A 24,096-nucleotide genomic window follows, 5' to 3' on the forward strand; every position below is an offset into this window, starting at 1 on the left:
CCCCAGAGCCAGAGACAACCGATATGAACGATCGCAAGATCCCGGTGACCGAAGACGAGCTGCACGCCTATGTCGACGGCGAGCTGCCGGCCGAACGTCGCGCCGATGTCGAGGCCTGGCTTGCCGCCAACCCTGACGAGGCCGAGCGCGTGCAGTCGTGGCGCGCCATGGCCGAGATGCTGCACGCCCGCTACGATTCCGTCGCCCACGAGCCGGTGCCGGCACGGCTGGAGCTTGAGCGGCTGGAGCGCCGCCCCCGGCAATGGCTCTATGGCGCCGCCGCGGCTGTGCTGGTTGCCTTCGTTGCCGGGGGCACGGCCGGGTGGGTGGCGCATGGCGCCGCCAACGCGCCCTCGACTTTCCAGAGCTTCACGGCCGACGCGCTCGACGCCCACCGCCTCTACGTCGTCGAGGTCCGCCACCCTGTCGAGGTCGGCGGCAACGAGCGTGACCACCTCCAGGCTTGGCTGACACGGCGCTGCGGCTGGACTGTGTTCGCTCCGAACCTGGAGGCGAGCGGGCTGAAGCTCGTCGGCGGCCGGCTCTTGCCGGGCCCGAACGGTCCGGCGTCGTTCCTGATGTATGAAGGCGCCTCGGGCGAGCGGTACACGATCTACGCCGCCAAGACCGAGAACGGCGCGACGCAGATGCGCTATGCCAAGACGGATAAGGACGGTGCGCTGTTCTGGGCCGAACGTGGGGTTGGCTACGTCGTCAGCGGCGGTACCGACCGTGACCGGCTGACCAAGGTGGCCCAGGCCGTGTACGACCAAGCCGAGAAGAACGGCAGGTAGACAACCCGAGCAAACGGGTGCCTCGATTCCGTCATTGAAAATTTGGAATCACGACATCGGCGCGTCTCATTATCGCACCGGATGATCACGCGAAAATGCGCAGCGTTCGATCCGCCGATCGACGCGGGCGGCCTCGATTGGGGTTTTTGGTACCGCGCTGGTCCCCCTCTCGAGGCCGCACCTTTTTGTCGGCTGCCCCGCCGGACAGCTGACACGTCTCAAACATCTGCGTCGAAGCGCGACTACGCTTCAGGCGTCTGTTGAGCATCATCCTTTCGGGAAGAGAATGCTCCGATCGTCGAGGCGGGCTCGGATAGCGCCCTGTCGTTCGCGCATGACCTTTTCAGAAAACCGCTGCGCAGTTTTCCGGATCATGCGTTAGCCGAGTCCGCTCCGTGGATTGTAGGGGTGTTGGTCTCGCCACTTTTCCATCAATGCTTCAAGCTCAGCGTCGTTCCCGTCCGGTAGCATAATCCTGATTGTCACCAAGAGATCCCCGGTTCCACCCGCCTTCGGCAGTCCTTTGCCCTTGAGGCGGAAGGTCCGGCCGCTGGAGGTGTTTTTCGGCACAGAGAGCTCCACGGCGTTGCCGAGCGTGGGCACGCGGACCTTGGCGCCGAGCACCGCCTCGTACAGCGTGACCGGCAGATCGATGCGCAAGTCGGCGCCTTCGACCTTGAAGTAGGGGTGGGGCGCGATGTTGATGGTGATTAGGAGATCGCCGGGCGGATGGCCTTGCGCGCTTTCGCCCTGCCCCCGCAGCCGGATCTGCTGGCCTTCGGTGACGCCAGCCGGAATCTTGACATTAAGCTCCTTGCCCGTGGGCAGCCGGACGCGCTTCTCGCCGCCCTTGACCGCCTCTTCCAGCGAGACGGACATGGCAACGTTCACGTCGAGATCGAGCCCGATCCCGCCGGTGTCGAAGTCGAACTGGGCGGCCCCAGCCCCAGGGCGCGCGCCACGCATCCCGCCGCCGAACATGCTGTTGAGGATATCCTCGAACGCACCGCCGCCCGGGGCGCCACCCGCACCGCCGCTCCGGAATGTATAGCTCTCGAAACCGCCGGGCCCTGCGCGGCCGCGCGGCCCGCCGCCACCCGGAAAGCCCTGGAAGCGCGGCTTGCCCTCGGCGTCGATCTCGCCGCGGTCGAACTGCTTGCGCTTGTCCTCGTCGCCCAGAATCTCGTTGGCCGAATTGATCTCGGCGAAGCGCTCGGCAGCCTTCGGGTCACCCTTGTTGCTGTCGGGATGATGCTTCTTGGCAAGCTTGCGATAGGCGCTCTTGATGGCGGCAGCGTTGGCGCTCCGCGGCACCCCCAAGACCTCATAGGGGTCGCGCATCCGTCACGTCTCCTTCAAGAAATCGAATTGTTCAAAGGGCTCCCTGCCCCATCTGGCAGTCATGTGGGGAGAGAGTGGCATTTTTGCAACTAGGGGCGTGTGCCGACCCTAGATGATTCGAGCATGATCTTAGCGGAAGACCGGTTCCCACATTTCGCGAGCGCGGCCCTTCGGGTCCCGATCATGCTCAGCTCCGCCACGGCTTTAGCGTATGAATCTCCCAACGGCCACGGCTGCTTTGGCAGCCGGCGCCCTGGAGCCAGCTTTCGGTATTGCCGTTGACATAGCTCGCCAGAAAGTCGCGGCACTTGCGGCCGTCTTCGGCGGCATAGGATTGCGCGATCGGGGTGACCGAGCCGCGCGCGCCGGTCTCCGGGTTCTCCCAGTGCTGGCTCGAATCCTTGTCGCCCTTGCTGAGGACGTCCGAGGCGGCGTTGCGGGCGAAGGCGAGATCAGTCTCGGTCGGCGGGGCGTCCTTCGCTGGCCGCGCGATCGATCCAGTCAGGTCGCTGTCGTCCGCCTTGGCATAGGCGCTGCTGTCGTTGCGCGAAAAGCTGCAGCCGCCGGCACCAAGCCCGATCAGAAGCAGCGTCATGACGAAGCCAGACGGTCGGATCGTCGATAGGCCAACGCGTCGCCATGCCCTATATAGGGCGGTAGCGGACAACAGCGCGTTTTGGGCCGCGGGACGCAACTCGGACTCCAGACATGACCGACACGACCTCGATGAAACACCAGACACCCTTAACATCCGGTGATTTCACCACCGCCGACGAGCCATTTGCGTTGTTCGAGGCCTGGCTGAACGAGGCGATCAAGAGCGAGCCGAACGATCCGAACGCGATGGCGCTCGCGACCGTGGACGCGGACGGGCTTCCGGATGTGCGCATGGTGTTGATGAAGGGCTTCGATACCGAGGGTTTCGTCTTCTACAGCCACATCGCAAGCCAGAAGGGCCGCGAACTCGCCGCAAATCCTAAGGCAGCGTTACTTTTCCACTGGAAGTCGCTGCGCCGTCAGGTCCGCATCCGCGGCAACGTGACGCCGGTGACCGACGCCGAGGCCGATGCCTATTTCGCCACCCGCCCCAAGCAGGCGCAGATCGGCGCCTGGGCGAGCAAGCAGTCCGAGCCGCTGGAGAGCCGCTTCGCGTTCGAACAGGCCATCGCAAAAGTCGCGGCCAAATACGTCATCGGCGAGGTGCCGCGGCCGCCGGGCTGGAGCGGCTGGCGCATCGCGCCGATGCGGATCGAGTTTTGGCACGACCGCCCATTCCGCCTGCACGACCGCATCGAATTTCGCCGTGACGCAGCCGGCCGACCGTGGTCCAAGATGCGGATGTATCCTTGAGCCTTGTCTTCAGCTTTCCGACCTGAAAGATGTCCATGCCGCATTCATCCAATGTGCCGCGTCGTACGCTGCTCCTGACCGGAGCCAGCCGCGGCATCGGTCACGCCACCGTGATCCGGTTCTCCTCGGCCGGCTGGCGCGTCATCACCTGCTCACGGCATCCTTTCCCGGAAGACTGCCCGTGGGACGCAGGCCCCGAGGACCACATCCAAGTCGACCTCGGCGATCCCGAGGATACCGCGCGCGCGATCACCGAGATCCGGCGCCGGCTCGAGGACGGCACGCTGCATGCGCTGGTCAACAACGCCGCGATCTCGCCGAAGGGCCCGGGTGGCGCGCGGCTCGGCTCGGTCGACACCGACCTCGATACCTGGACGCACGTCTTCAACGTCAACTTTTTCGCGCCGATCATGATGGCGCGTGGACTGATCGAAGAGCTGAAGGCGGCAAAGGGATCAGTCGTCAACGTCACCTCGATCGCGGGCTCGCGCGTCCATCCTTTCGCCGGCGCCGCCTACGCGACGTCCAAGGCCGCGCTCGCGTCTCTGACGCGCGAGATGGCTTCCGACTTCGGCCGCATCGGCGTGCGCGTCAACGCGATCGCGCCGGGTGAGATCGACACCTCGATTCTGTCACCCGGCACCGAGAAGATCGTCGAGCAGCAGATCCCGATGCACCGGCTCGGCACGCCTGACGAGGTTGCCAAGATCATCTACGTGCTGTGCACGGAGACCAGTTCCTACGTCAACGGCGCCGAGATCCACATCAACGGCGGCCAGCACGTGTGATTGCTTTTGCCAATGATTGGGCTGTTAGCTGCTTAGGGAAGCAAGGCGATCCAGACAACGCCGCCGCAAGACCTGGATCGCCCTTCCTTCCGTTCCTCAATCGAGTCGAATCCGACGCGACCTCTCGCGCGGCCGCGGAGCGGCCGCGTTGAATGCTGTCGAGCAGTCGTCGTCGTTCTCGCCGTCGAGCAGCGGAGCACCACAGTGCCGGCACATGCGTGCCGACAACGACGGCGCCTTGCCGCTCGTCACGACCTGTCGATAGTTCGCCAGATCGATGACGTTGCGGGGCGTCGTTATGTGTTTTTCAACCATGGCTGTTCCTCGCGGCTAACACGCTGCTTATCGCAGACAAGTTTCGCGCAAACGTTCAGCCCACCGCTCAAATTTTACCGGAGGAATTGGGGCACAGAGCACAGGTCACCGCACCGCCTCAATCCCGCTCTATTCTGCGACACGATCGACCATGTCTGTGCGACTGGCGTAAGGTCTCAGTAGGGATCTTTGCTTGAGCATGATCTCCGCGCAAACGCGTTCGCGTTTGTCGCGAGGGAAAACCGCCGCACAGTTTGCGCTAACGCGGCCCTCCGGGTCCGGATCATGCTCCTACAGCCACTTCTTCCACTTGAAGATCCAGTACGGGACGATCGCCGCGATCAACATCATCACCAGCGCCATCGGATAGCCGTGGACCCATTCGAGTTCCGGCATGATCTTGAAATTCATGCCGTAGATCGAGGCGATCAGCGTCGGCGGCATCAGGACGACGGCCATGACCGAGAACAGCTTGATGATGTTGTTCTGCTCGAGATTGACGACGCCGAGCATGGCGTCGAGCACGAAAGTGATCTTGTTGGAGAGATAGGATGCGTGATCGGTCAGCGAGGCCACGTCGCGCTGCATGGTCTTGAGCTGCTCGCGCATGTCCTTCGACCATTTCACGCCTTCGACCACTGCGGACAAGAAGGTCACGACGCGGCCGATCGACACCAGGCTCTCGCGAACCTTCGAGGTCAGATCGCCCTTGCGGCCGATCGAGATCAGGATCTGGGAATATCGCTTGGCCTGGCCGTGGCGCTCGCTCTCGGGCTCGAAGATGTCGTGCGAGACCTGGTCGATCTCGGCGCCGCAGCGCTCCAGAATGTCGGCGCAGCGGTCGATCACCGCGTCCAGGAGTTCCATCAGCACCATCTCGCCGGTGATCGCCGGCGTGCAGGAGCGGGCGAGCTTGGCCTCGACCAGGGCGAACGGCTTCGGCAAGTCATAGCGCACCGTCACCAAGCGGTGGTCGCCGAGGATGAAGGTCACTGCCGTGGTCCGGGGCATGTCGGTATCGGAGTGGCACATCAGCGTCGCGGTCATGTAGCGCGCGCCGTTCTCGATATAGAGCCGGCTGGAGATCTCGATCTCCTGCATGTCTTCGCGGGTCGGGATCGCGATGCCCGCCAGCCGCTCCACCGCCTTGTCCTCGGCCGCACTCGGGTTGACGAGGTCGATCCAGACCGCGCTCTCCGGCAGCGCAGTGAGATCCTCGATGACGGCCTTCTTGAGGGAGGCCTCGGAGGGAACAAACACCGAAAACATGACAACTCCAGAGAACCTGCGACAGAATGACAGCCACGCCCTTAGCGCGATTCTGACAAGTTCACGATGACAGTCGGATTAACGGAGCGTTGGTATGTGGGGCGGGGCCGTGGCTCAACTGTGGCACGGAATCGACAGTCCCGGCGGCCTTTGCCGCAAAACTCACACAGCACCGTAAAACTTGCGGCAGAAAAGCCACAGCTTGGCTCTTGCAGCGCGGGATAAGGGCTTCTGTGCTGGAATTGTGGCAGATTTCAACCATAATGGGATTAGCGGAGTCGAGGAATTTGGGCGCCAAGCTCAGGCCTTCCGCACGGTATTGTTTTGATTGGAACCAAACCATGTCGTCGCTGAAAGTAAAATTTGGGATTTTGGCCGTTGGCCTGATGCTGTCGGGCTGCATGCAGGCCACGCATTTCGAGGCGACGGACACCAAGGCCTTCAAACCGAAGGACAAGGAACTCCTCGCCAAGGTCAAATACGAGAACACCCCGGTTGCAGAGCCGTTCCGCCGCGCCATTGTCGAGTATCACCGTAAGGAATCGCCGGGCTCGATCGTGGTCGATTCCGACAATCACTACCTCTACTACGTGCTGGAGGGCGGCAAGGCGATCCGCTACGGCATCACCGTCGGTGAAGAGGCCATGGCTTGGTCGGGCATCGCCAAGGTCGGCAGCATGACCGAGTGGCCGGCCTGGCATCCGACCCCGGGCGAGATTTCGCGCCTGGGCGTGCCGACCTATGTCGCGCCGGGTCCGGACAATCCGATGGGCTCCCGCGCCATGTATCTCTATTCGGGCGGCAAGGACACGCTGTTCCGCATCCACGGCACCAACCAGCCGGAATATATCGGCGCCTCGATTTCATCGGGCTGCATCCGCCTGACCAATGAGGACGCGATCGATCTCTACAACCGCGTCAAGGTCGGCACCATCGTCGTGGTCCTCGAGCCGAAGCATGGCGACTCGCCGTATAATTCGCGGCTGGCGCTCGGCAGCAGCCAAACTGGCCAGGCTGGCAGCTACTGATCGGCTTCGATCTCTGACATTCAAAAGCGCCGGTTTCACCGGCGTTTTTTTGTTGCCGGCTTGTGCGAGCGGGCTTTGTTGCCAGCAGCCGTCGGTTTGTCCGCGGGCGCACCGGGTTTCTCCGCCCCGTCGCCCGCGTCCTCGTTCGCTTCGGGCTTGGCCGCGACCTCGCGCGGCGGCGCCTCCTCGGGACGTTCCGCCGGCAGCAGCGGGGCGACTTGCGGCAAGGGATCCCAGACGTTCCACTGGCAGATCCGATAGTCATTGCGCCGCTGCGCCAAATCGAGATGGATGTGGTCCTCGTGGTACCAGTCCGAGCCCGGGCCGAGCACGGTGGAAAAGCGCGCGCATACGGACTGCAGCACGCGCTCGCGCACCTCGCGCGACATGGTCCGGTCGGTGAGGCCGATCGACTGCCCGTTGGCGAGCTTGATCGCGCGGACGTCGAGCGCATTGGCCTTGCCGTGCTCGGACAGCATCGCGCCGACGACGCGGTTACGGCCGCGGCACTCGAAGCTGTCGAAATTGTCGAGGTCGCTGATGGCAGAGCCGAGGCTCGCGGCCAGTGGCGCCATGTCCTTGCGCACCCAATCGGCCACTGCCGACGCCATGGTGCAACGGAGGATCGCCGCCGGCTTGACCGCCACCTTGCGCTTGTCCGGCAGCACGATGGCTTCCAACCGCACCAGATCCTCGCCGCCGCAGGCGCCGGGGCCGCGGATATCCGGAATGGAGGGCGCGACCGCGATCTCCTCGGTCAGCGCTAGCCGGCAGGCCGAGGCCTGCTTCTCGGGCGGCGGCGCAGCTTCGGCCGGCTTGTCGGCGCTTGGCTTGTCGGCAGAGGCCTTGTCTTCCGGCTCCGACGCCCCCTCGTCGGCTGCCTTCGGGGCCTCCTCAGGGCGGCGTCGCGGCAATGGAATCTTGGCGGGACGAGCGGCTGCGCGCGGCCGTGGCGTACCAAGGCCGAAGATATCCAGCGGCGCAGGATATTTCCGCGCCTCTGCCCTCTCGGCGAGCACAAGCGACAGCCCGATCGCAGCGGTAACCATTGCTGCGCCGGCGGACATATAGCCGCGACAAGACCATTTGCGGCGAAAGTCCGGCAGGCTAAAACTCATGACAATTCTTTGGCCCAACGCTGAGAGCGATAACGCGCCCAGCGACTTCTCGGAGGAACGTCAGAATGCTCGGTTTGATGCAAGATTGGCCCCTGCTCTGCCACCGGATCATCGAACACGCTGCCAGGATTCATGGCAAGCAAGAGGTGGTGACGCGCTCGGTCGAAGGACCGATCCATCGCACCAACTACGCCCAAATCCACAAGCGCGCGCTCAAGGTCTCGCAGATGCTGGAGCGCGACGGCATCAAGCTCGGTGACCGCGTCGCCACGATCGCCTGGAACACCTGGCGCCATCTCGAGGTGTGGTACGGCATCATGGGAATCGGCGCCATCTGCCATACCGTCAATCCTCGCCTTTTCCCCGAGCAGATCGCCTGGATCATCAACCATGCGCAGGACCGCATCGTGGTGACCGACATCACCTTCGTTCCGATCCTGGAGAAGATCGCCGACAAACTTCCCAGCGTGGAACGCTACGTCGTGCTCACCGACAACGCGCATATGCCGGAAACCACGCTGAAGAATGTGGTCGCCTACGAGGACTGGATTGCGCAGGCCGACGGCAAATTCAAATGGAAGGACTTTGACGAGAACACGGCAGCCGCGATGTGCTACACGTCGGGCACGACGGGCGACCCGAAGGGTGTGCTGTATTCGCATCGCTCCAACGTGCTGCACGCGCTGATGGCCAACAATGTCGACGCGCTCGGCACCAGCGCGTCCGAGACGATGCTGCCGGTGGTGCCGCTGTTCCACGCCAACAGCTGGGGCATCGCCTTCTCCGCGCCCTCGCAGGGCACCAAGCTGGTGATGCCCGGCGCCAAGCTCGACGGTGCCTCCGTCTACGAGCTGCTCTCGACCGAGAAGGTGACGCACACGGCGGGCGTGCCCACTGTGTGGCTGATGCTGCTCCAGCACATGAGCGCCAACAACCTGAAGCTGCCGGACCTGAAGACGGTGATCTGCGGCGGCTCGGCGATGCCGCGCTCGATGATCAAGGCCTTCCTCGACATGGGCTCGAACGTCCGCCACGCCTGGGGCATGACCGAGATGAGCCCGATCGGCAGCGTCGCGGCGCTGAAGCCGCCCTTCCAGAACGCGACCGGCGAGGCGCGGCTCGACGTGCTCCAAATGCAGGGCTACGCGCCATTTGGGGTGCAGATGAAGATCACCGACGATGCCGGCAGGGAACTGCCCTGGGACGGCAAGACCTTCGGCCGCCTGAAGGTCGCCGGCCCGGCCGTTGCCAAGGCCTATTACCGGGTCGACGCCAACATCCTCGACGAGGACGGCTTCTTCGACACCGGCGACGTCTCGACCATCGACGAGGACGGCTACATGCGCATCACCGACCGCTCTAAGGACGTGATCAAGTCCGGCGGCGAATGGATCTCCTCGATCGAGCTCGAAAACCTCGCGGTCGGCCATCCGGCCGTGGCCGAAGCCGCAGTGATCGGCGTGTTCCACCCGAAATGGGACGAGCGGCCGCTCCTGATCGTGCAGCTCAAGCACGGCCAGCAGGCCACGCGCGAGGACATCCTGAAGTTCATGGACGGCAAGATCGCCAAATGGTGGATGCCCGACGACGTCGCCTTCGTCGACGGCATCCCGCATACCGCGACGGGCAAGATCCTCAAGACGGCGTTGCGCGACCAATTCAAGGATTACCGCTTCCCGAACGCGGCGGCGTAGGACATCACGCGCGTCGGTCCGGGCGGCTCAAGGAGCCGACCCGGAATCTGGAGATTCCGGGTTCGATGCTCCGCATCGCCCCGGAATGACGGGCCGTAACAGTCCGGTCTCCCTTGAATTTGCCCCCGGGCCATGGTCTCAACGGCGCATCGTCGCGCCAGATCCGGCCGGCATCGCCTTAAAACCCCGGCAGAGCTCACCCGATGGCCCGCAGGTTTTCAGCTCCCTATCAGTCGGAGCCCGTGTCCAGCCTCGCAAGCTGGGCGCGTAATCTGGCCGTGTTCGCGGTGGTGGCGGTGGTGGTCTCGATCATCATCGTCCGCTTCGACTTCCTGGAGATGAAGCCCGCGCTGATGGCCTTCTTCGGCGGGCTCGCGATCGCCGTCCTCTCGATCCTGTTCGGGCTCGCCGGCTTTGCCGCGATCTGGCAGAACGGCTCGCGCGGCATGGCGCGCATCCTGCTCGCTTTCCTGATCGACGGCGCGATCCTCGCCTATCCGGCCTATCTCGGCCTGCAATACCGCAAGCTGCCGGCGATCCACGACATCACCACCAACCCAATCGACCCGCCGCGCTTCGACGCGCTGGCGCCCGTACGCACCGGCGATGGCACCAACACCGCGGTCTATGCCGGTCTCTATTCGGCCGAGCAGCAGCGCCAGTTTTATCCCGATATCGAGCCGATCGAGCTGGAGATCCCGGTGGACCGCGCCTATGCGATCGCGCGTCAGCTCGTCAATAAGCGCAAATGGCTCGTCATCGACGAGCGCGCGCCGCAGCCGCCGCGCCGTATCGGCCGCATCGAGGCAGTCGCGCGCACGCCGATCATGGGGTTCCGCGAGGACGTCTCGATACGGGTCGTGCCTGATGGCGATGATTCGCGTGTCGATATCCGCTCCGCCTCGCGTTATTTCGAGAGCGACCTTGGCAGTAACGCTGCCCGCGTCAAGAAATTCATTGATGATCTCAACACCGCCGCCGATGCCGATGCGCTCAAGCCGGTGAAGAAGGCCCCGGTCGCGCCGCCAAAGACGCCGGCGAAGACGGTGAAGAAGTGACGCGCTAGCGTTATCCCGGCGCGCCGGAAAGCGACGAACCCGGGATCTTGAGATGGCGATTTACATAATTGACATCACAGACCCTACAGTTAGTTCGCTCTAACTCACGATTTACATTGCGATGGGGCCATTCCACGGGTAGAAGGACCCACGGAACAGGTCGAATCATGAGCGACAAGCCCGGCGAGCCCGGCCCCAACATCTACGAGACGATGGCAGAGCGGAGAGCGCGGCTCTTGGCCGAGGCCGCTGCCGTGGAACGGGACATGGAAGACCTCGCCCGGATCGCGGCGAAATACAACTTGGCGGTATCAGGACTGCACCTTCCCTCACCGAGTATTGGGGCTCCTGCCTTGGGGGTTCTCACTTCGACCCCCGCGACACCGGATGGCCCGGCAACAATGTTGGCCCTAATCGATCTGTATAAGTCGCACCCCGACTCTCCCTACAAAAATCTCACCCATGCGTCGCGCAAGCACTATGACGCGCTGCTCAGCATGATCACTAGGGATCATGGGGATGAGCGTTTGGCTGGCATTCAGCAGGTGCACTTCATCGACTGGCACACGGATTGGAGCAAGGGCGGCACTCTTGCCATTGCTCACGCTAAGATCGGCATGGTTCGCAACCTGTTTGGCTTCGGCACAGAGGTGCTTAAGGACAGCAACTGCGAACGCCTGTTTGGCATCTTATGCAAACTGAAATACAAGCCGCCCCCGGCCCGTACTGAGCGCCTGACGGAGCAGCAGGCCCACGACATCCGGGCTATGGCGCGAAAGATGGGCCGACCGTCGATTGCACTTGCACAGGCCTTTCAGTCCAGCTCCCGCCTTCTGCAGAAGGACATAATTGGGGAATGGGTGCCCGTCTCAGAACCGGGCATGTCCGACATCACGTCGGGCGCGCTGAAATGGATGCGCGGTATTCGCTGGAATGAAATCGACGAGAACTTGGTGCTGCATCATTCAAGCCCGAGTTGGCTGGGCGACGCCGAGATCAATCTTCTCGATTTCCCGATGATCGTTGATGAGCTTCGAATCCAGTTTGGCCTCGACGCAAGCAAACCCGCTCGCAATAAGCTGCCGAGTGTTGGAGCGATTGTGCGCTCGGAATGGGACGGGCTGCCGTGGACGCCGGTTGAGTTTCGTCGGTGGTGGCGAAAGGTCGCGAATGCTTGTGGCGTGCCGCCCACGGTCAAGAATATGGATGGCCGCACCCGCGCCAAGGACGGCGACGACTCCGAAGAAAAGGAGCGGCGACATGCAAGATAGAAACGGCGGGCCTAAGCCCGCCGCATGAGATGGACAGTGGTGTAAGAAACACGGCTTGGTTTTCGTAGGGCCCCCTCTTCAAAGTAGGCCGCCAAGTTGATGCCGGTATCAAATCCGGTCTGTCCTCCACACCCTCTTGCTTTGGGCCGTGTGCACCGTTGCAGGGGGCAGCCACCGCGAGGGTGGCAGGATGGGTTGCGAAGCCCGTTCAGCAACTAACCTCAGGGGGAGCCACGGAGAACCCTGAGGGACTTAAAGGAGGTGGGAGCAATGCAACCACCATAGAGTAGGCGCGGCGCGGTACTGGTCTCACCCCGGTATCGCGTCGCGCCCGTTCTACTAAATCATTGGCGGACATGCAAGAATCCCGTTTTCGTTATGCGGTTGAGTTAAGGCGAATGAGCAAACGAACCGATACGACACATTCGAGGCAGAAGCTCAGCAACGCTTCGAAGTTGCACTTCGCGGCGCGCTCAAAAGCCCTCCTAAGTCATTGAAAGAAAAACAAAAAAGTGCAGAAAACCAAGAAGACAAAGACTAAGAAGGCCCGCTAGGCTTTCGTTTGGCAGCGCGCTTGCGCAGTAGGCGACGGTCAGCGCGCGTCCGATCCGGCTCAATGAGATTGACTTCAGACGCTTGCCAGCCGCGCCCTTGACGGCAAGGTCTGCACGTTCTCCGTCCTCAACGCCGATTGCCGAGCGGTTGGAGTAGCGGAAGTCGAACCTCCGCCAGATAGCGGTGCAGGTGCTTGATAGACGCCCTTCATGCGCGCTTGAAGATGCTGTAGTAGCCCTCAACCGTGTTGGTCGAGATGATCTTGTCGGCCTCCCTGCGCACATTCGTCCTTACTGTGGATGACGGTCGAATGGTCGAGGCCATCGGCTTCGGCAAAGTACTTGCAGGTGTAGTGCTCGTGGCGCGAAATGCCGGGGTCGATGCTGCGCATCGTCCCGGTTGACGAGGCCAGTCTAGCTCGCCATCCGGTACGTGCCGCCGATCACGGGATCGCCGTCCGTCGCAACCACGCCCCGCGCGACCAGGTCCTCCAGGTGCGCCAGCACGGAGTAGCCGGCGGCGGTCGTCAGCCTGGGGTCGATCCCGATATAGATCGCACGCACCATGGTCGGGATGTCGGTCTCGCCCTTGGCGAGGCGATGCAGGATCGAGGCCTCGCGCGCCTTGCGATGACGGATCAGGAAGCGCACGAAGCGCGGGCCGTCCGGAATCTCCGGGCCGTGGCCGGAGAAGTAGAGATCCTCCTCGCGGGACGCGAGACGGTCCAGCGAGTCCATATAGTCGATCATCGAGCCGTCGGGCGGCGCCACGATCGATGTCGACCATCCCATGACGTGATCGCCGACGAAGTTGAATTTCCGCTCGGGCCAGGCAAAGGCGAGATGGTTTGCGGTGTGGCCGGGCGTCGCCACCGCCTCGAGCCGCCAACCGGCGCCTTCGACGACGTCGCCATGGGCGATCCTGACATCAGGCGTGAAATCGCGATCGGCGCCAGATTCCGGAGTGTGCTTCTCGCTCTCGAAGCGCGGGCGCGAGGCACGGTGCGGGCCTTCGGCATAAACGGGCGCGCTCGTTACCTGCTTGATCCGCGCGGTGTTCGGCGAGTGATCGCGGTGGGTGTGGGTGACGAAGATATGGCTCACCGTCTCGCCGCGCACGGCCTCCAGCAGCGCCGCAGCATGTGCCTCGTCGTCCGGGCCGGGGTCGATGATGGCGACGTTGCCCTTGCCCACGATGTAGCTGACGGTGCCGGTGAAGGTGAACGGGCTCGGATTGTTACAGAGCACGCGCCGCACCCCGGGGCGGACCTCCTCGACGATTCCGGGCGTCAGCGGAAAGTTGCGGTTGAACGGGACGTCGTCATTGTCGGACATGGGACTTCCTGTGCACTGCCGAACCCTCGCCGTCATAACCCCGCGAAGGTGGGGTATCCAGTACGCCGCGGCGTCTGTGGCGAAAGGCGCGGTCTCTGGAATACTGGTTTGCCCGCCCCAGTGCGCAACTGCGCACAAGGCGGGCGATGACAGCTGAGCAAGATAATAGCCACGGAAGACGTGGCTAGAAAAACGCCTGAATGCCCGTGATCGCGCGGCCGAGGATCAGGGCGTGGACGTCGTGGGTACCCTCGTAGGTGTTGACCGTCTCGAGGTTCTGGACGTGGCGCATCACGTGGTACTCGATCGAGATGCCGTTGCCGCCGTGCATGTCGCGGGCGGTGCGGGCGATGTCGAGCGCCTTGCCGCAATTGTTGCGCTTCATGATCGAGATCATCTCGGGCGCGAACTTGCCCTCGTCCATCAGGCGGCCGACGCGAAGCGAGCCCTGAAGGCCGAGCGCGATCTCGGTCTCCATGTCGGCGAGCTTCTTCTGCACCAGCTGGGTCGCGGCAAGCGGCTTGCCGAACTGCTTGCGGTCGAGCGTGTACTGGCGGGCGCGGTGCATGCAGTCTTCGGCGGCGCCTAGCGCACCCCAGGAGATGCCGTAACGGGCGCGGTTGAGACAGCCGAACGGGCCCTTCAGGCCGGAGACGTTGGGCAGCAGCGCGTCCTCGGGAACCACGACCCCGTCCATCACGACCTCGCCGGTAATTGAGGCGCGAAGCGACAGCTTGCCGCCGATCTTCGGCGCGGAGAGGCCCTTCATGCCCTTCTCCAGCACGAAGCCGCGGATCTGGTTGTCGTGCGCCGCCGACTTGGCCCACACCACGAATACATCGGCGATCGGCGCGTTCGAGATCCACATCTTGCTGCCGGTGAGGCGATAGCCGTCCGAAACCTTCTCGGCACGGGTCTTCATGCCGGCGGGGTCGGAGCCGGCGTCGGGCTCGGTCAGGCCGAAGCAGCCGACCCACTCGCCGCTGGCGAGCTTCGGCAGGTATTTCTTGCGCTGGTTCTCGTCGCCATAGGCGTAGATCGGGTACATCACCAGCGAGGACTGCACCGAGTTCATCGAGCGATAGCCGGAATCGACCCGCTCGATCTCGCGCGCGACGAGGCCATAGGCGACGTAGCTCGCATTGGCGCAGCCATATTCCTCCGGCAGGGTGATGCCGATCAGGCCGAGTTCACCCATTTCGTTGAAGATCTCGCGGTCCGTCTTCTCTTCGAGATAGGCCTCGGAGACGCGTGGCAGCAGCTTGTCCTGAGCATAGGCGCGCGCGGTGTCGCGCACCATGCGCTCGTCTTCGGTGAGTTGCTCGTCGAGCAGGAACGGATCGTCCCACTGGAAAGAAGCCGCAGCCGGCTTGTCCTTGGCCTGAGGGCGCGCGCTCATGAAACGTCCTTTCGATTCTGGTTCCGTCATAAATTGCCGGACAAATTAAAGCGCCGCGGCAACAAGTGCAATTGCATCCTGGTTTCGATCGATGCGAGGCGAAGCGTCGTACCCGGAATCTCCTCGCTTCTACGACATCGAGATTCGGGATCTGGCGCTTTCAGCGCAATCCCGGAATGACACTGCGTGTCAGCTTTCGAGCTGCTCGTTGGCGACGATCTCGATGCCGAAGCCCGACAGGCCTTTGTAGTCGTGCACCGAGGACGTGAGGTGCCGGATCGAAGTGACGCCGAGATCGCGCAGGATCTGCGCGCCGACGCCGACCTCACGCCACTGGCGGTTGCGGTCGGCTTCCGTGGACGACTCGTCCGGCAGCGGCGCGACGGGCACACCGGCTGCGCCGTCGCGCAGGTAAACCAGCACGCCACGGCCGGATTTCTTGAAATGCTCGAGCACTGCCGCCATGCGCTTATGCCCCGTGAAAGTGTCCTTGACGATGTTCGGCTTGTGGAAGCGCGTCAGCACGTTCTTGCCGTCGCCAACGCCATTGTAGACGAAGGCGACGTGGGCGATGGAATCGAACGGCGAGCGGTAGGCATAGCCCTGCAAGGGTCCGATCGGGCTCTCGGTGACGAAGGTCGAGACCCGCTCGATCAGCTTCTCGCGCGCCTGGCGGTAGGCGATCATATCCGCGATGGTGACGTGCTTGAGCTTGTGCTCGGCGGCGAAGCGGGCGACTTGCTCACCCTTCATCACGCTGCCGTCGTCGTTCATGAGCTCGCTGATGACACCCACCGGCGGCAGGCCGGAGAGCTTGCAGAGGTCAACCGCGGCTTCAGTGTGGCCGGAGCGCAGCAGCACGCCGCCGTCCTTGGCAATCAGCGGGAAGATGTGGCCAGGCCGGGCGAAGTCGTTAGCGCCGACATTGGGATTGGCCAGCGCGCGACAGCACGAGGCACGTTCCTCGGCCGAGATGCCGGTGCCGCCATCGGGCTTGTAGTCGATCGAGACCGTGAACGCGGTGGTGTGCGCCGAATCGTTGTGGGCGACCATCGGATCGAGCCGCAGACGGCGCGCGTCCTCGGTGGTCACGGGCGCGCAGACGATGCCGGAGGTGTGGCGGATGATGAACGCCATCTTCTCGGCGGTGCAGAGCGAGGCGGCGACGATCAGATCGCCCTCGCCCTCGCGATCCTCATCATCGGTGACGACGACGAGCTCGCCTCGGGCAAAGGCCTGCAAGACTTCTTGAACGCTGTCGGGCATTTCCCAATCTCTATCGGTTATGGCCGGGAGGCTTAGCCGGACTTGGCCCGGGGCGCTAGTCTCCCCAGCGCAACCACATATGCCGGGCGGCAGGCCTGCCAGGGTAATTCAGGCTTGCAGCGAAGATATCAAGGATATAGGCCGCGAGCGCCGGAGAGGAAGGCCGGCCGGTCAGGGCAGCACTTCGCGCCGCTCGCCGAGCCGTTGATCGAGCTCGGCGCGCTTGTCGGCCAGAAGGCCGGCCTGGGCGGCTTCGATCACCGTGAACAGCTCGTGGGCGTCGCTGAGCCGGGTCACCGTGACATAGCTGGCGCCGGCCTCGTAGAGCTCGCCGACGTCAGCCAGGAGGTCGGCCGTGGCCACGATCAGGGCGGTGGGGTTGAGCGCGCGGACGTGGCGGACCAGCTTCTCGTTGGTGGCGCCTTTCAGCAGCGAATCCGGCACACTGAGGATGATGATCTCCGACTTGCCGATGCCGGCATGAAGGAGCGTGTCGACATTGCTGATGTCGCCATAGATCACGTGCAGCCCCCGCGAGAGCAGGGTCTGGTACACATTCGGGTTGAAATCGACCACCGTGATCTGCTCCAGCAGCACCGGAGCCTGCCGCTCGATCTCGGCTAGCAGCGCGCTCGCCGCACGAAAAAAGCCGAGAATGACGATGCGGCGGGCCTCGCCGTGCCCGCCCTCATGGGCCTCCTCGGCATGGCCACTGCCATGATCGAGGTCGCGCAGGCCAATCCGCTTCAGGGGCCCGATCATCCAGCGGGTGATCTCGTCACTGCGCGTCATCACGAAGGTCGAGAGCACGGCCAGAACCACGAAGGCAAAGGAGGCCGCGTTCGCCGTCTCGGCTGCGATGTGGTGGTCGGCGATGCCGGTCTGGATCACCACCAGCGAGAACTCGGAGATCTGGGCGAGGTTGAGGGCCGGCAACAGGCTGGCGCGCAGCCCCTGTTTCATCAGATAAAGCGGGGTAAAGGTGGTGACGAGCCGGCTCACCACGGTAAACGCCGCGATCATCAAAGCGAGCCCGATCACGGAGAGGCCGGGCACGGGGATGGTCATACCGAGTGCGACGAAGAACAGGGTGATGAAGAAGTCGCGAAGCGTGGTGACCTTGGCCGTGACGTCGAGCGCATAGGGAAAGGTCGAAAGCGAGACGCCGGCGATCAGGGCGCCCATCTCGCGCGACAGCGACAGCCGCTCCGCCATCTCGGCGACAAGAAAGCACCAGGCCAGCGCGCCGAGCAGGATCAGCTCGGGCCGCCGGGCGATCTGGTGAAACAGGCGCGGCAGCACATAGCGGCTGACCAACAGCGCGGCAGCGACCAGCACCGCGACGCGGCCGATCGAGAGCAGGATGACGCTGACTTGCAGATTAGCCAGGCTCGGCTGCACCGCCAGGAACAGGATGGCGAAGATATCCTGGAGCACCAGCACGCCGAGGGTGATGCGGCCCGGCAGCGTGTCGAGCTCGCGCTTCTCGTAGAGCACCTTGACGATGATGACGGTGCTCGACAACGCGCAAGCGACGCAGAGATAGACCGCATCGAAATGCCCGCCGCCGAGGGACAAGCCAATGCCGACGAAGAACAGAACCCCGAGCAGGCAGCCCCCGAGCAGCTGGCCGCCTGCCGCGAACAGGATCACCTTTCCCGCCCGCACGATCTTCTTCAGGTCGATCTCCAGCCCGATCATGAACAGCATGAAGATCAGGCCGAGCTCCGAGATGACGCTGATCGATTCCTGCGATTTGACCCAGCCGGCGCCGAATGGACCTATGCAGAAGCCGGCGATAAGGTAGGCCAGGATCAGGGGCTGCCGGGAGAAATGGGCGAGCAGGCCCAGCATCCAGGCAAACAGAATACAGAGAGTGATGTCGCGAATGAGCTCGTGCATGCCAAATTGGTCCGTTTTGCCGCACCCTAGAGATGGGTCGCGGTGCGGCAAGCGAGCAATTCGTCACATGCGCGAAGGGCTCTTCGCAGCAATGCTGCTATGCCCCCTCGCCTATGCCGTGCCCGCCGCCGCGCAATCGAAAATCAGTATCGAACAAAGCTTTGCCGATTCGCTCACCGCGCTGCCGAAGGACGAACTCGCCGTATCCGGCGGGTTCTACGTGCCCGCCTATTCCAGCGTCGCGATGAGCCAGGGCAAGCTGCGTGTCGACTTCTCGGTGACGCTGAGCGTGCACAACGCCTCCGAGACCCAGCCGCTGGTGGTCAAACGCATCGCCTATTTCGACACCGCAGGCAAGCAGGTCGAGAGCTATCTGAAGGCGCCGGTCGCCTTGAGACCGCTCGCCACCGTCTCGATCTTCATTCCGACCGACGACGTACGCGGCGGGACCGGAGCCAATTTTCTCGTCGACTGGGCCGCAACAAGCGAGATCGCCGAGCCCGTGGTCGAAGCCTTGATGGTTGGCGGCGTCGCCAATGCGCATTACGCTTTCATCAGCCAGGGACGTCCGACCCGGACGGCCGGCAAGAAGTAAGACAGGCCGGTGCAACGCCGGCCGCCCAACAAGAACAAGACGAGGAACGCCCATGACGTCCAGCTTCGACTTCGCACCCCTGTTTCCCGCGGGGCTGCCTGCCCCCTCCGCGCGCTGGACGGGCCTTGCCAAATACAGCTTCGTCGGCGGCAACAACGACTCCGAACAGGTGCCGCTCGAGGGCCTGATCGAGGCGACAAACCTGGCACTACAGCGCGAGGGCCGCTCGCTCGCCACCTATGGGCTGGCGCATGGACCTCAGGGGTATTTGCCCTTGCGCGAATTCCTGGTGACAAAGCTCAAGCGCGATGCCGGCATCACCTGCACGGTCGACGACCTCCTGATCGTCTCCGGCTCGCTTCAGGCGCTCGATCTCGTCAACGCCACGCTGCTAGCGCGCGGCGACACCGTCATTTTCGAGCAGGAGAGCTATCAGGGCTCGCTGACCCGCCTGGCGCGGCTCGGCGTGAACGTGGTGGGCATCCCCCTCGACAAGGACGGCATGCGCATGGACGTGCTGGCCTCCACGCTCGCCGATCTGAAGAGCCGCGGCATCCGGCCGAAATACATCTACACGATTCCGACCGTGCAGAACCCGACCGGCAGTATCATGCCGGAGAGCCGACGCGCCGAGCTGCTGCGCCTGTCATCCGAATACGGCGTGCCGATCTTCGAAGACGATTGCTATGCCGACCTCGTCTGGTCCGGGCAGCGGCCGCCGGCGATCCATGCCATGAGCCGAAACGGCGGCGTGATCCATATCGGCTCGTTCTCGAAATCGATCGCGCCGGCGCTGCGCGTCGGCTTCGTCGTAGCGCCCTGGGATGTGATGTCGCGGATGCTGGCGCTGAAGACCGATGCCGGCTCGGGCGCGCTGGAGCAGATGGTGCTCGCGACCTATTGCAAGCCGCATTTCGCGAGCCATGTGCCGGCACTGACGAAAGCGTTGCGCACCAAGCTCGATACGTTGATGGAGGCCCTCAACGAGCAGTTCGGGACGGCGGCCGAGTTCGAGGAGCCCAAGGGCGGCATCTTCCTCTGGGTGAAACTGCCCGACCAGGTCGATACGCTCAAACTGTATCAAGCCGCGCTTGCCGCCGGCGTCTCGATCAATCCGGGGCCGGAATGGTCGACCAACAAGAACCATTCCAGCTCGCGACTGAGGCTCTGCTTTGCGAGCCCCACGCATCAGCAGATCCGTGAGGGCGTCGCCGTACTGGCCGAGGTTTGCCGCAAGGAATTTGGCGTACCGGCCCGCAGTGCCAACGTCGAGAAGAGGGCCTGATACCGAGCCACCTGGGGCTGGCTGCCGCGGATGCGGAGGCTAGCCGCAGCAAGAGGCAGCAAGAGGAAGACCGAGACGCTGCCCTTACCGGCCTCGATCTGGGCGACGTAGCGCTCGAAAATCCCTTCGCCCCGCAAGATTGACGACTTGATTCAGCATTGGTCTATCCACGTTCGCCTTCGGAAAGTGCATGCTACCCGGAAACGGCCGGCCTCATTGACCCGGATCCGATTCGCGCGCGATCGGCAGCCAGCGTGGGCGGCCGTGAGGGATGCTCTTCTTTGGAATTCTACGAGGCGGAGGGCTTGCCAGGACATGACGCGTTGCTTGAGCCGCTGGATCGCGGCTGCGCTGCCGTGGGTCGCACTCGTGTCCGCGGCGCGTGCCGAGACGCTTGCGGTAAGGGTCGAACAATGGGGCCTGCTCGGCTCTTGGGCCGTCGACTGCGCGGCTCGGCCCGACCGCGACAAGGGCGCGCTATTGACTTACGAGATCAGGAAGGACGGCCGGGTGATGTACCGGCGCAACTTCGGCGAAGCCAAGGACGAGAGCGAGGTCGTCTCCGCCACGGTCGATGCCGAAGGCCTGCTCGGTGTGATGATGTTCTTCCCCTCGCTCCATCAGACGCGCGAATTCGGACTCCTCTTGCAGAAGGATGGCAGCCTGCGCGCGACCTACAATCGCAGCGAGCGCGGCGAGTACACGATCAGAGACGGCAAATACGTCGCGACCGGCGCGCCAACACCGGCACAGCAACGCTGCGATTAACAGGCGTTCAGAATTCTCCCGCCGTTCCTCCGGAACGTTCGCGTGCATGCACGGTTTAGATGTGCATTCGATTGGAGGAGGACATCATGAAGAAGCTTGGTTATGTGGTTGCAGCTCTCGGCGCGATCGTGATCGCAGCGCCGACGCTGGCGAGCGCCGAGACGGTGGTGATCAAGCGCGGTCATCATCATCACGGCCCGTACGCTGCCCACGCCGAATACGGCATGCATCGTGACCATGGCTGGCATCGCGGCTGGCACCATCGCGGCGACAAGGTCGTCGTCATCAAGCGCAGTCATCGCCACCATCACTGGGACTAAAGCGCAACGCAGCATGGAGATGGCCCCTGGCGGGGCCATTTTCTGCGCGTTCGAAAGCACTCCAGGGCTAATCCCACGCCGGCGCGAAGCCGGGATTGACGCAGCGCCTGTCCTTCGGCAGTGCGGCGATCTTGTCGCGGTCGGCATCATCGAGCGTGATCTTCAGGGCATCGAGATTGGCCTGCTGGCTCTCGCGCCGCGACGCCTTCGGGATCGCCACGACGCCGTCTTGATCGAGCAACCATTTCAGCGCCACTTGAGCCGCGGTCGCGTTGTGCTTAACGCCGATCTCGCTCAGCACCGGATCCATTGCGAAGCGCCCCTGCGCCAGCGGGCAATAGGCGACCAGCGGGATGCTCCTGGCATTGAGATAGGTCAGCACCTTCGATTGATCGAGCATGGCGTGATATTCGACCTGGTTGCAGGCGATTGGCGCCTTGATGTCCTCGACGGCAATCTTGAGCAGCGCGGTGGTAAAGTTCGCAACGCCGATCGCCCGCGTCCGCCCCTCCTCCTTGAGCTTCATCAGGGTCTCGAACACCGCGCCCCAATTGGCGAATTTCGACGGCCAGTGCACGAGATAGAGGTCGACATGGTCGAGCCTGAGCTTCTTCAGGCTGGCGTCGAAAGCGCGACGGATCGCCTCCGGTACCAGATTCTCGTGCCAGACTTTTGTGGTGACGTGCAGTTCGCCGCGCGGCAGGCGGGAAGCGGCGATGGCCGAACCGATCGACTCCTCATTGGCGTACATCTCGGCGGTGTCGATGTGGCGATAGCCAATCGACAGCGCGCTCTCGACCGCGGCGCGGCAGGCATCGCCCTGCATGCGGAAGGTGCCGAGGCCGAGCTTGGGCATGCTGATGCCCTGTGTCTGCAGATGGTGCATGAAACAGACTCCTGACGTAGTTCATCGCGCCAGACGCGCGGTGACAGACTCTTCGCTGATGGAAAGGAAGTGGCGGGAGTAGCGACCATAGCGCGGGAGACGCCGGGCGGCCAATCAAGATCGAGTTAATGGCCTACGAATGCTGCGCCACGACGGCCGGTCGTGGCTGCTGCTGCGGCTGGATATCGACTGACCAGAGATCGCGATTCTCGACGTCCTTCAAGGTCACTCTCATCACACCGCTGCGGCCGTCGATGTCGACCCGGCCGAAGAACTGCAAGCCGAAGCACGGCGCCAGATTCTCGCCCTGCGCAGCGCTACAGCCGTGCTGGTACATTGCGACCGGACCAAAGGTGTCATCGAGTTCGCCCGGGCCCCAGGTGCCGGCATGCAGCGGGCCGGAGACGAACTCCCAGAACGGATCGAAGTCCTGGAATTGCGCCTTGTTAGGATCGTAGTAGTGCGCGGCGGTGTAGTGCATATCGGCAGTGAGCCAGACGATGTTGCGGATTCCGGCGCGCTTGATGAACGCCAGCAGATTGGCGATCTCGTGCTCACGCCGGTCGGGCGGCCCACTGCCGAGCGCAACGGCGTCCAGGCTGATCAGGCCGATCGGCAAATCGGCCGCAATCACCTTCCAGATCGCGCGTGAGGCAGCGAGCTCGCGCTTCAACCAGGCGAGCTGCTCGGTGCCGAGGATCCAGCCGCGATGGTCGCTTCCCTTATTCCAGGTGCCATCGCGATAACTCCGCATGTCGATCATGAAAACGTCGAGCAGCGGGCCGTAAGCGATCTTGCGACAGACCCGACCCTGCCGCGCGCCAACGTCGCGGATCGGCATGAAATCGAAGAACGCGCGGCGGGCGCGCGCGACCAAGAGCGGCGTGCCGTCGTGCTCGTAACCGGCGGCGTCGTAGCTGCCGGTCGGCGACCAGTCGTTGGTGACCTCGTGATCGTCCCACTGCGCGAACATCGGCACCTCGGCATGGAAGGCGCGAAAGTGTTCGTCGAGGTGGTTGTATTTGTAATTGCCGCGGAACTGCGCCAGCGTGTGCGCGACCTCGGATTTTTCCTCGGTGACGATGTTGCGCCAAATTTCGCCGTTCGGCAGGTTTTGTTCGGCAGGAATGGTGCAGTCCGCATAGATGTGGTCGCCGGAGTGGATGAAGAAATCCGGGCGGTTGTCGAGCATGGTGCGATAGCTGCGATATCCGCCACGCGAGACGTCGATGCCCCAGCCCTGCCCCGCGGTGTCGCCGGACCACAGGAACGAGATCGACTGGCCCGCGGCCGGCGCGGTGCGAAAATGGCCGACGCGGCTTTCGCCGGCAATCCCGGTCGCGATGTCGTCGAAGCGGACGCGATAGAAGATGTCCTGCCCGGGAGGCAGATCCTTCAGCAGCAGTTTTGAGGTGAAATCGGCCTCGGGCAGCGCATCGCCGGAGGCCAACGCGACGATCGCCTTGAAGCTCTCGAGGGTCGAGCACTCCACCTGCATCCGCGCCGCTCGGTCGGCGCGCGCCCAGATCACGGCGGAGCCGCCAGAGACATCGCCGGACTGGATGCCGCTCGTGATCTGCGGACGGTCGGCAGCGCGACTGAGATGCGGCTTTGCGAGCGTCCCAAGCGAGGCGACGGCGAGACTGGAGGTTGAATGGACCAAAAATTGCCGCCGGGTCCAGGCCCGCGCGGCGCGGAGCGTTGCCATTCAGGAAACCTTCGTCGAATCGCAACGAAAGGTGCCTGCGCTCCTTGACTCT

The 24,096-nt window shown here is 63.6% G+C and carries 22 protein-coding genes and 1 pseudogene; 11 read left to right on the forward strand and 12 right to left on the reverse strand.

The genetic code is table 11. The annotated features are described in order from the left end of the window. Window positions 1-23: 23 nt before the first annotated feature. Window positions 24-794, forward strand: coding sequence for an anti-sigma factor (locus IVB01_RS30710; RefSeq protein ID WP_247279179.1), 771 nt, complete (start codon window positions 24-26; stop codon window positions 792-794). 378 nt (window positions 795-1,172) lie between these two features. On the opposite strand, the gene IVB01_RS30715 is transcribed toward IVB01_RS30710, so the two are convergent. Both IVB01_RS30715 and IVB01_RS30720 read right to left on the reverse strand, forming a co-directional pair. After that, window positions 1,173-2,135, reverse strand: a complete 963-nt coding sequence (locus IVB01_RS30715) for a J domain-containing protein (RefSeq protein ID WP_247279178.1) — start codon at window positions 2,133-2,135, stop codon at window positions 1,173-1,175. 187 nt (window positions 2,136-2,322) lie between these two features. Then, window positions 2,323-2,730 (reverse strand): RT0821/Lpp0805 family surface protein, encoded by a 408-nt coding sequence (locus IVB01_RS30720; RefSeq protein WP_247279177.1) that lies wholly within the window; start codon window positions 2,728-2,730, stop codon window positions 2,323-2,325. Window positions 2,731-2,843: 113 nt separating this feature from the next. On the opposite strand from IVB01_RS30720, the gene pdxH reads away from it, so the two are divergent. Together pdxH and IVB01_RS30730 are read left to right on the forward strand one after the other, a co-directional pair. Continuing rightward, window positions 2,844-3,485, forward strand: a complete 642-nt coding sequence (gene pdxH / locus IVB01_RS30725; protein ID WP_247279176.1) for a pyridoxamine 5'-phosphate oxidase — start codon at window positions 2,844-2,846, stop codon at window positions 3,483-3,485. Between the two features lie 35 nt (window positions 3,486-3,520). Beyond that, window positions 3,521-4,273, forward strand: coding sequence for an SDR family oxidoreductase (locus tag IVB01_RS30730; protein ID WP_247279175.1), 753 nt, complete (start codon window positions 3,521-3,523; stop codon window positions 4,271-4,273). Between the two features lie 96 nt (window positions 4,274-4,369). Here IVB01_RS30730 and IVB01_RS30735 read toward each other — a convergent pair whose 3' ends face one another. Continuing rightward, complete coding sequence (locus tag IVB01_RS30735) at window positions 4,370-4,588, reverse strand: hypothetical protein (RefSeq protein ID WP_247279174.1); 219 nt, start codon at window positions 4,586-4,588, stop codon at window positions 4,370-4,372. Window positions 4,589-4,879: 291 nt separating this feature from the next. Next, on the reverse strand, window positions 4,880-5,857 hold the full coding sequence (locus IVB01_RS30740) for a magnesium transporter CorA family protein (RefSeq protein ID WP_247450140.1): 978 nt from the start codon (window positions 5,855-5,857) through the stop codon (window positions 4,880-4,882). A 341-nt stretch (window positions 5,858-6,198) separates the two neighbouring features. Here IVB01_RS30740 and IVB01_RS30745 point away from each other — a divergent pair, with 341 nt between their 5' ends. Beyond that, window positions 6,199-6,885, forward strand: a complete 687-nt coding sequence (locus IVB01_RS30745; RefSeq protein ID WP_247279172.1) for a L,D-transpeptidase — start codon at window positions 6,199-6,201, stop codon at window positions 6,883-6,885. A gap of 35 nt (window positions 6,886-6,920) precedes the next feature. Here the strand turns inward: IVB01_RS30745 and IVB01_RS30750 are convergent, their stop codons facing one another. Beyond that, a complete protein-coding gene (locus IVB01_RS30750) occupies window positions 6,921-8,003 on the reverse strand; it encodes an extensin family protein (RefSeq protein ID WP_247279171.1) in 1,083 nt (360 codons plus the stop codon). A gap of 65 nt (window positions 8,004-8,068) precedes the next feature. Here IVB01_RS30750 and IVB01_RS30755 point away from each other — a divergent pair, with 65 nt between their 5' ends. The 3 genes from IVB01_RS30755 to IVB01_RS30765 all read left to right on the forward strand — a co-directional run bounded on the left by IVB01_RS30755 (window position 8,069) and on the right by IVB01_RS30765 (window position 12,026). Beyond that, on the forward strand, window positions 8,069-9,697 hold the full coding sequence (locus IVB01_RS30755) for a fatty-acid--CoA ligase (protein ID WP_247279170.1): 1,629 nt from the start codon (window positions 8,069-8,071) through the stop codon (window positions 9,695-9,697). A gap of 203 nt (window positions 9,698-9,900) precedes the next feature. Continuing rightward, window positions 9,901-10,755 (forward strand): DUF1499 domain-containing protein, encoded by an 855-nt coding sequence (locus IVB01_RS30760; RefSeq protein WP_247279169.1) that lies wholly within the window; start codon window positions 9,901-9,903, stop codon window positions 10,753-10,755. A 167-nt stretch (window positions 10,756-10,922) separates the two neighbouring features. Continuing rightward, the gene (locus tag IVB01_RS30765; protein ID WP_247279168.1) at window positions 10,923-12,026 is read left to right on the forward strand and encodes a hypothetical protein; all 1,104 of its coding nucleotides are present in this window, start codon (window positions 10,923-10,925) and stop codon (window positions 12,024-12,026) included. Window positions 12,027-12,655: 629 nt separating this feature from the next. Here the strand turns inward: IVB01_RS30765 and IVB01_RS30770 are convergent. From IVB01_RS30770 to IVB01_RS30790, 5 genes and pseudogenes are all read right to left on the reverse strand, one after another. Next, a pseudogene (locus IVB01_RS30770) lies at window positions 12,656-12,894 on the reverse strand (transposase); the annotation flags it as partial. Window positions 12,895-12,994: 100 nt separating this feature from the next. Beyond that, window positions 12,995-13,915 (reverse strand): MBL fold metallo-hydrolase, encoded by a 921-nt coding sequence (locus tag IVB01_RS30775; RefSeq protein WP_247279167.1) that lies wholly within the window; start codon window positions 13,913-13,915, stop codon window positions 12,995-12,997. Between the two features lie 184 nt (window positions 13,916-14,099). Further along, window positions 14,100-15,314, reverse strand: a complete 1,215-nt coding sequence (locus IVB01_RS30780) for an acyl-CoA dehydrogenase (protein ID WP_247279166.1) — start codon at window positions 15,312-15,314, stop codon at window positions 14,100-14,102. A 189-nt stretch (window positions 15,315-15,503) separates the two neighbouring features. After that, entirely contained in the window at window positions 15,504-16,580 is a 1,077-nt protein-coding gene (gene ribB, locus IVB01_RS30785; protein ID WP_024340298.1) for a 3,4-dihydroxy-2-butanone-4-phosphate synthase, read from the reverse strand. A gap of 171 nt (window positions 16,581-16,751) precedes the next feature. Further along, window positions 16,752-18,482 carry a cation:proton antiporter gene (locus IVB01_RS30790; RefSeq protein ID WP_247279165.1) on the reverse strand — a complete coding sequence of 577 codons (1,731 nt, stop codon included), beginning with the start codon at window positions 18,480-18,482 and terminating at the stop codon, window positions 16,752-16,754. 67 nt (window positions 18,483-18,549) lie between these two features. On the opposite strand from IVB01_RS30790, the gene IVB01_RS30795 reads away from it, so the two are divergent. From IVB01_RS30795 to IVB01_RS30810, 4 genes are all read left to right on the forward strand, one after another. Further along, window positions 18,550-19,077, forward strand: coding sequence for a DUF3124 domain-containing protein (locus IVB01_RS30795; RefSeq protein ID WP_247279164.1), 528 nt, complete (start codon window positions 18,550-18,552; stop codon window positions 19,075-19,077). A gap of 52 nt (window positions 19,078-19,129) precedes the next feature. Next, window positions 19,130-20,362 carry a PLP-dependent aminotransferase family protein gene (locus IVB01_RS30800; protein WP_247279163.1) on the forward strand — a complete coding sequence of 411 codons (1,233 nt, stop codon included), beginning with the start codon at window positions 19,130-19,132 and terminating at the stop codon, window positions 20,360-20,362. Window positions 20,363-20,677: 315 nt separating this feature from the next. Beyond that, window positions 20,678-21,130, forward strand: coding sequence for a hypothetical protein (locus tag IVB01_RS30805; protein ID WP_247279162.1), 453 nt, complete (start codon window positions 20,678-20,680; stop codon window positions 21,128-21,130). Window positions 21,131-21,216: 86 nt separating this feature from the next. Further along, window positions 21,217-21,450 carry a hypothetical protein gene (locus IVB01_RS30810; RefSeq protein WP_247279161.1) on the forward strand — a complete coding sequence of 78 codons (234 nt, stop codon included), beginning with the start codon at window positions 21,217-21,219 and terminating at the stop codon, window positions 21,448-21,450. A gap of 67 nt (window positions 21,451-21,517) precedes the next feature. Here IVB01_RS30810 and IVB01_RS30815 read toward each other — a convergent pair whose 3' ends face one another. Then, the gene (locus tag IVB01_RS30815) at window positions 21,518-22,336 is read right to left on the reverse strand and encodes an aldo/keto reductase (RefSeq protein ID WP_247279160.1); all 819 of its coding nucleotides are present in this window, start codon (window positions 22,334-22,336) and stop codon (window positions 21,518-21,520) included. Window positions 22,337-22,469: 133 nt separating this feature from the next. Further along, a complete protein-coding gene (locus IVB01_RS30820) occupies window positions 22,470-24,044 on the reverse strand; it encodes an alkaline phosphatase D family protein (protein ID WP_247279159.1) in 1,575 nt (524 codons plus the stop codon). Window positions 24,045-24,096 lie beyond the last annotated feature (52 nt).

Origin of the sequence: Bradyrhizobium sp. 164 (genome assembly GCF_023073715.1) — a bacterium.
In the GTDB taxonomy this organism is placed as follows: domain Bacteria; phylum Pseudomonadota; class Alphaproteobacteria; order Rhizobiales; family Xanthobacteraceae; genus Bradyrhizobium.

Coding starts and splice junctions, on each gene's coding strand:
- IVB01_RS30765 (WP_247279168.1), top strand. CDS start 10,923: ATGAGCGACAAGCCCGGCGAGCCCGGCCCCAACATCTACGAGACGATG.
- IVB01_RS30745 (WP_247279172.1), top strand. CDS start 6,199: ATGTCGTCGCTGAAAGTAAAATTTGGGATTTTGGCCGTTGGCCTGATG.
- IVB01_RS30735 (WP_247279174.1), bottom strand. CDS start 4,588: ATGGTTGAAAAACACATAACGACGCCCCGCAACGTCATCGATCTGGCG.
- IVB01_RS30730 (WP_247279175.1), top strand. CDS start 3,521: ATGCCGCATTCATCCAATGTGCCGCGTCGTACGCTGCTCCTGACCGGA.
- IVB01_RS30795 (WP_247279164.1), top strand. CDS start 18,550: ATGCGCGAAGGGCTCTTCGCAGCAATGCTGCTATGCCCCCTCGCCTAT.
- ribB (WP_024340298.1), bottom strand. CDS start 16,580: ATGCCCGACAGCGTTCAAGAAGTCTTGCAGGCCTTTGCCCGAGGCGAG.
- IVB01_RS30820 (WP_247279159.1), bottom strand. CDS start 24,044: ATGGCAACGCTCCGCGCCGCGCGGGCCTGGACCCGGCGGCAATTTTTG.
- IVB01_RS30805 (WP_247279162.1), top strand. CDS start 20,678: ATGACGCGTTGCTTGAGCCGCTGGATCGCGGCTGCGCTGCCGTGGGTC.
- pdxH (WP_247279176.1), top strand. CDS start 2,844: ATGACCGACACGACCTCGATGAAACACCAGACACCCTTAACATCCGGT.
- IVB01_RS30780 (WP_247279166.1), bottom strand. CDS start 15,314: ATGAGCGCGCGCCCTCAGGCCAAGGACAAGCCGGCTGCGGCTTCTTTC.
- IVB01_RS30715 (WP_247279178.1), bottom strand. CDS start 2,135: ATGCGCGACCCCTATGAGGTCTTGGGGGTGCCGCGGAGCGCCAACGCT.
- IVB01_RS30790 (WP_247279165.1), bottom strand. CDS start 18,482: ATGCACGAGCTCATTCGCGACATCACTCTCTGTATTCTGTTTGCCTGG.
- IVB01_RS30720 (WP_247279177.1), bottom strand. CDS start 2,730: ATGACGCTGCTTCTGATCGGGCTTGGTGCCGGCGGCTGCAGCTTTTCG.
- IVB01_RS30810 (WP_247279161.1), top strand. CDS start 21,217: ATGAAGAAGCTTGGTTATGTGGTTGCAGCTCTCGGCGCGATCGTGATC.
- IVB01_RS30710 (WP_247279179.1), top strand. CDS start 24: ATGAACGATCGCAAGATCCCGGTGACCGAAGACGAGCTGCACGCCTAT.
- IVB01_RS30760 (WP_247279169.1), top strand. CDS start 9,901: ATGGCCCGCAGGTTTTCAGCTCCCTATCAGTCGGAGCCCGTGTCCAGC.
- IVB01_RS30775 (WP_247279167.1), bottom strand. CDS start 13,915: ATGTCCGACAATGACGACGTCCCGTTCAACCGCAACTTTCCGCTGACG.
- IVB01_RS30800 (WP_247279163.1), top strand. CDS start 19,130: ATGACGTCCAGCTTCGACTTCGCACCCCTGTTTCCCGCGGGGCTGCCT.
- IVB01_RS30755 (WP_247279170.1), top strand. CDS start 8,069: ATGCTCGGTTTGATGCAAGATTGGCCCCTGCTCTGCCACCGGATCATC.
- IVB01_RS30815 (WP_247279160.1), bottom strand. CDS start 22,336: ATGCACCATCTGCAGACACAGGGCATCAGCATGCCCAAGCTCGGCCTC.
- IVB01_RS30740 (WP_247450140.1), bottom strand. CDS start 5,857: ATGTTTTCGGTGTTTGTTCCCTCCGAGGCCTCCCTCAAGAAGGCCGTC.
- IVB01_RS30750 (WP_247279171.1), bottom strand. CDS start 8,003: ATGAGTTTTAGCCTGCCGGACTTTCGCCGCAAATGGTCTTGTCGCGGC.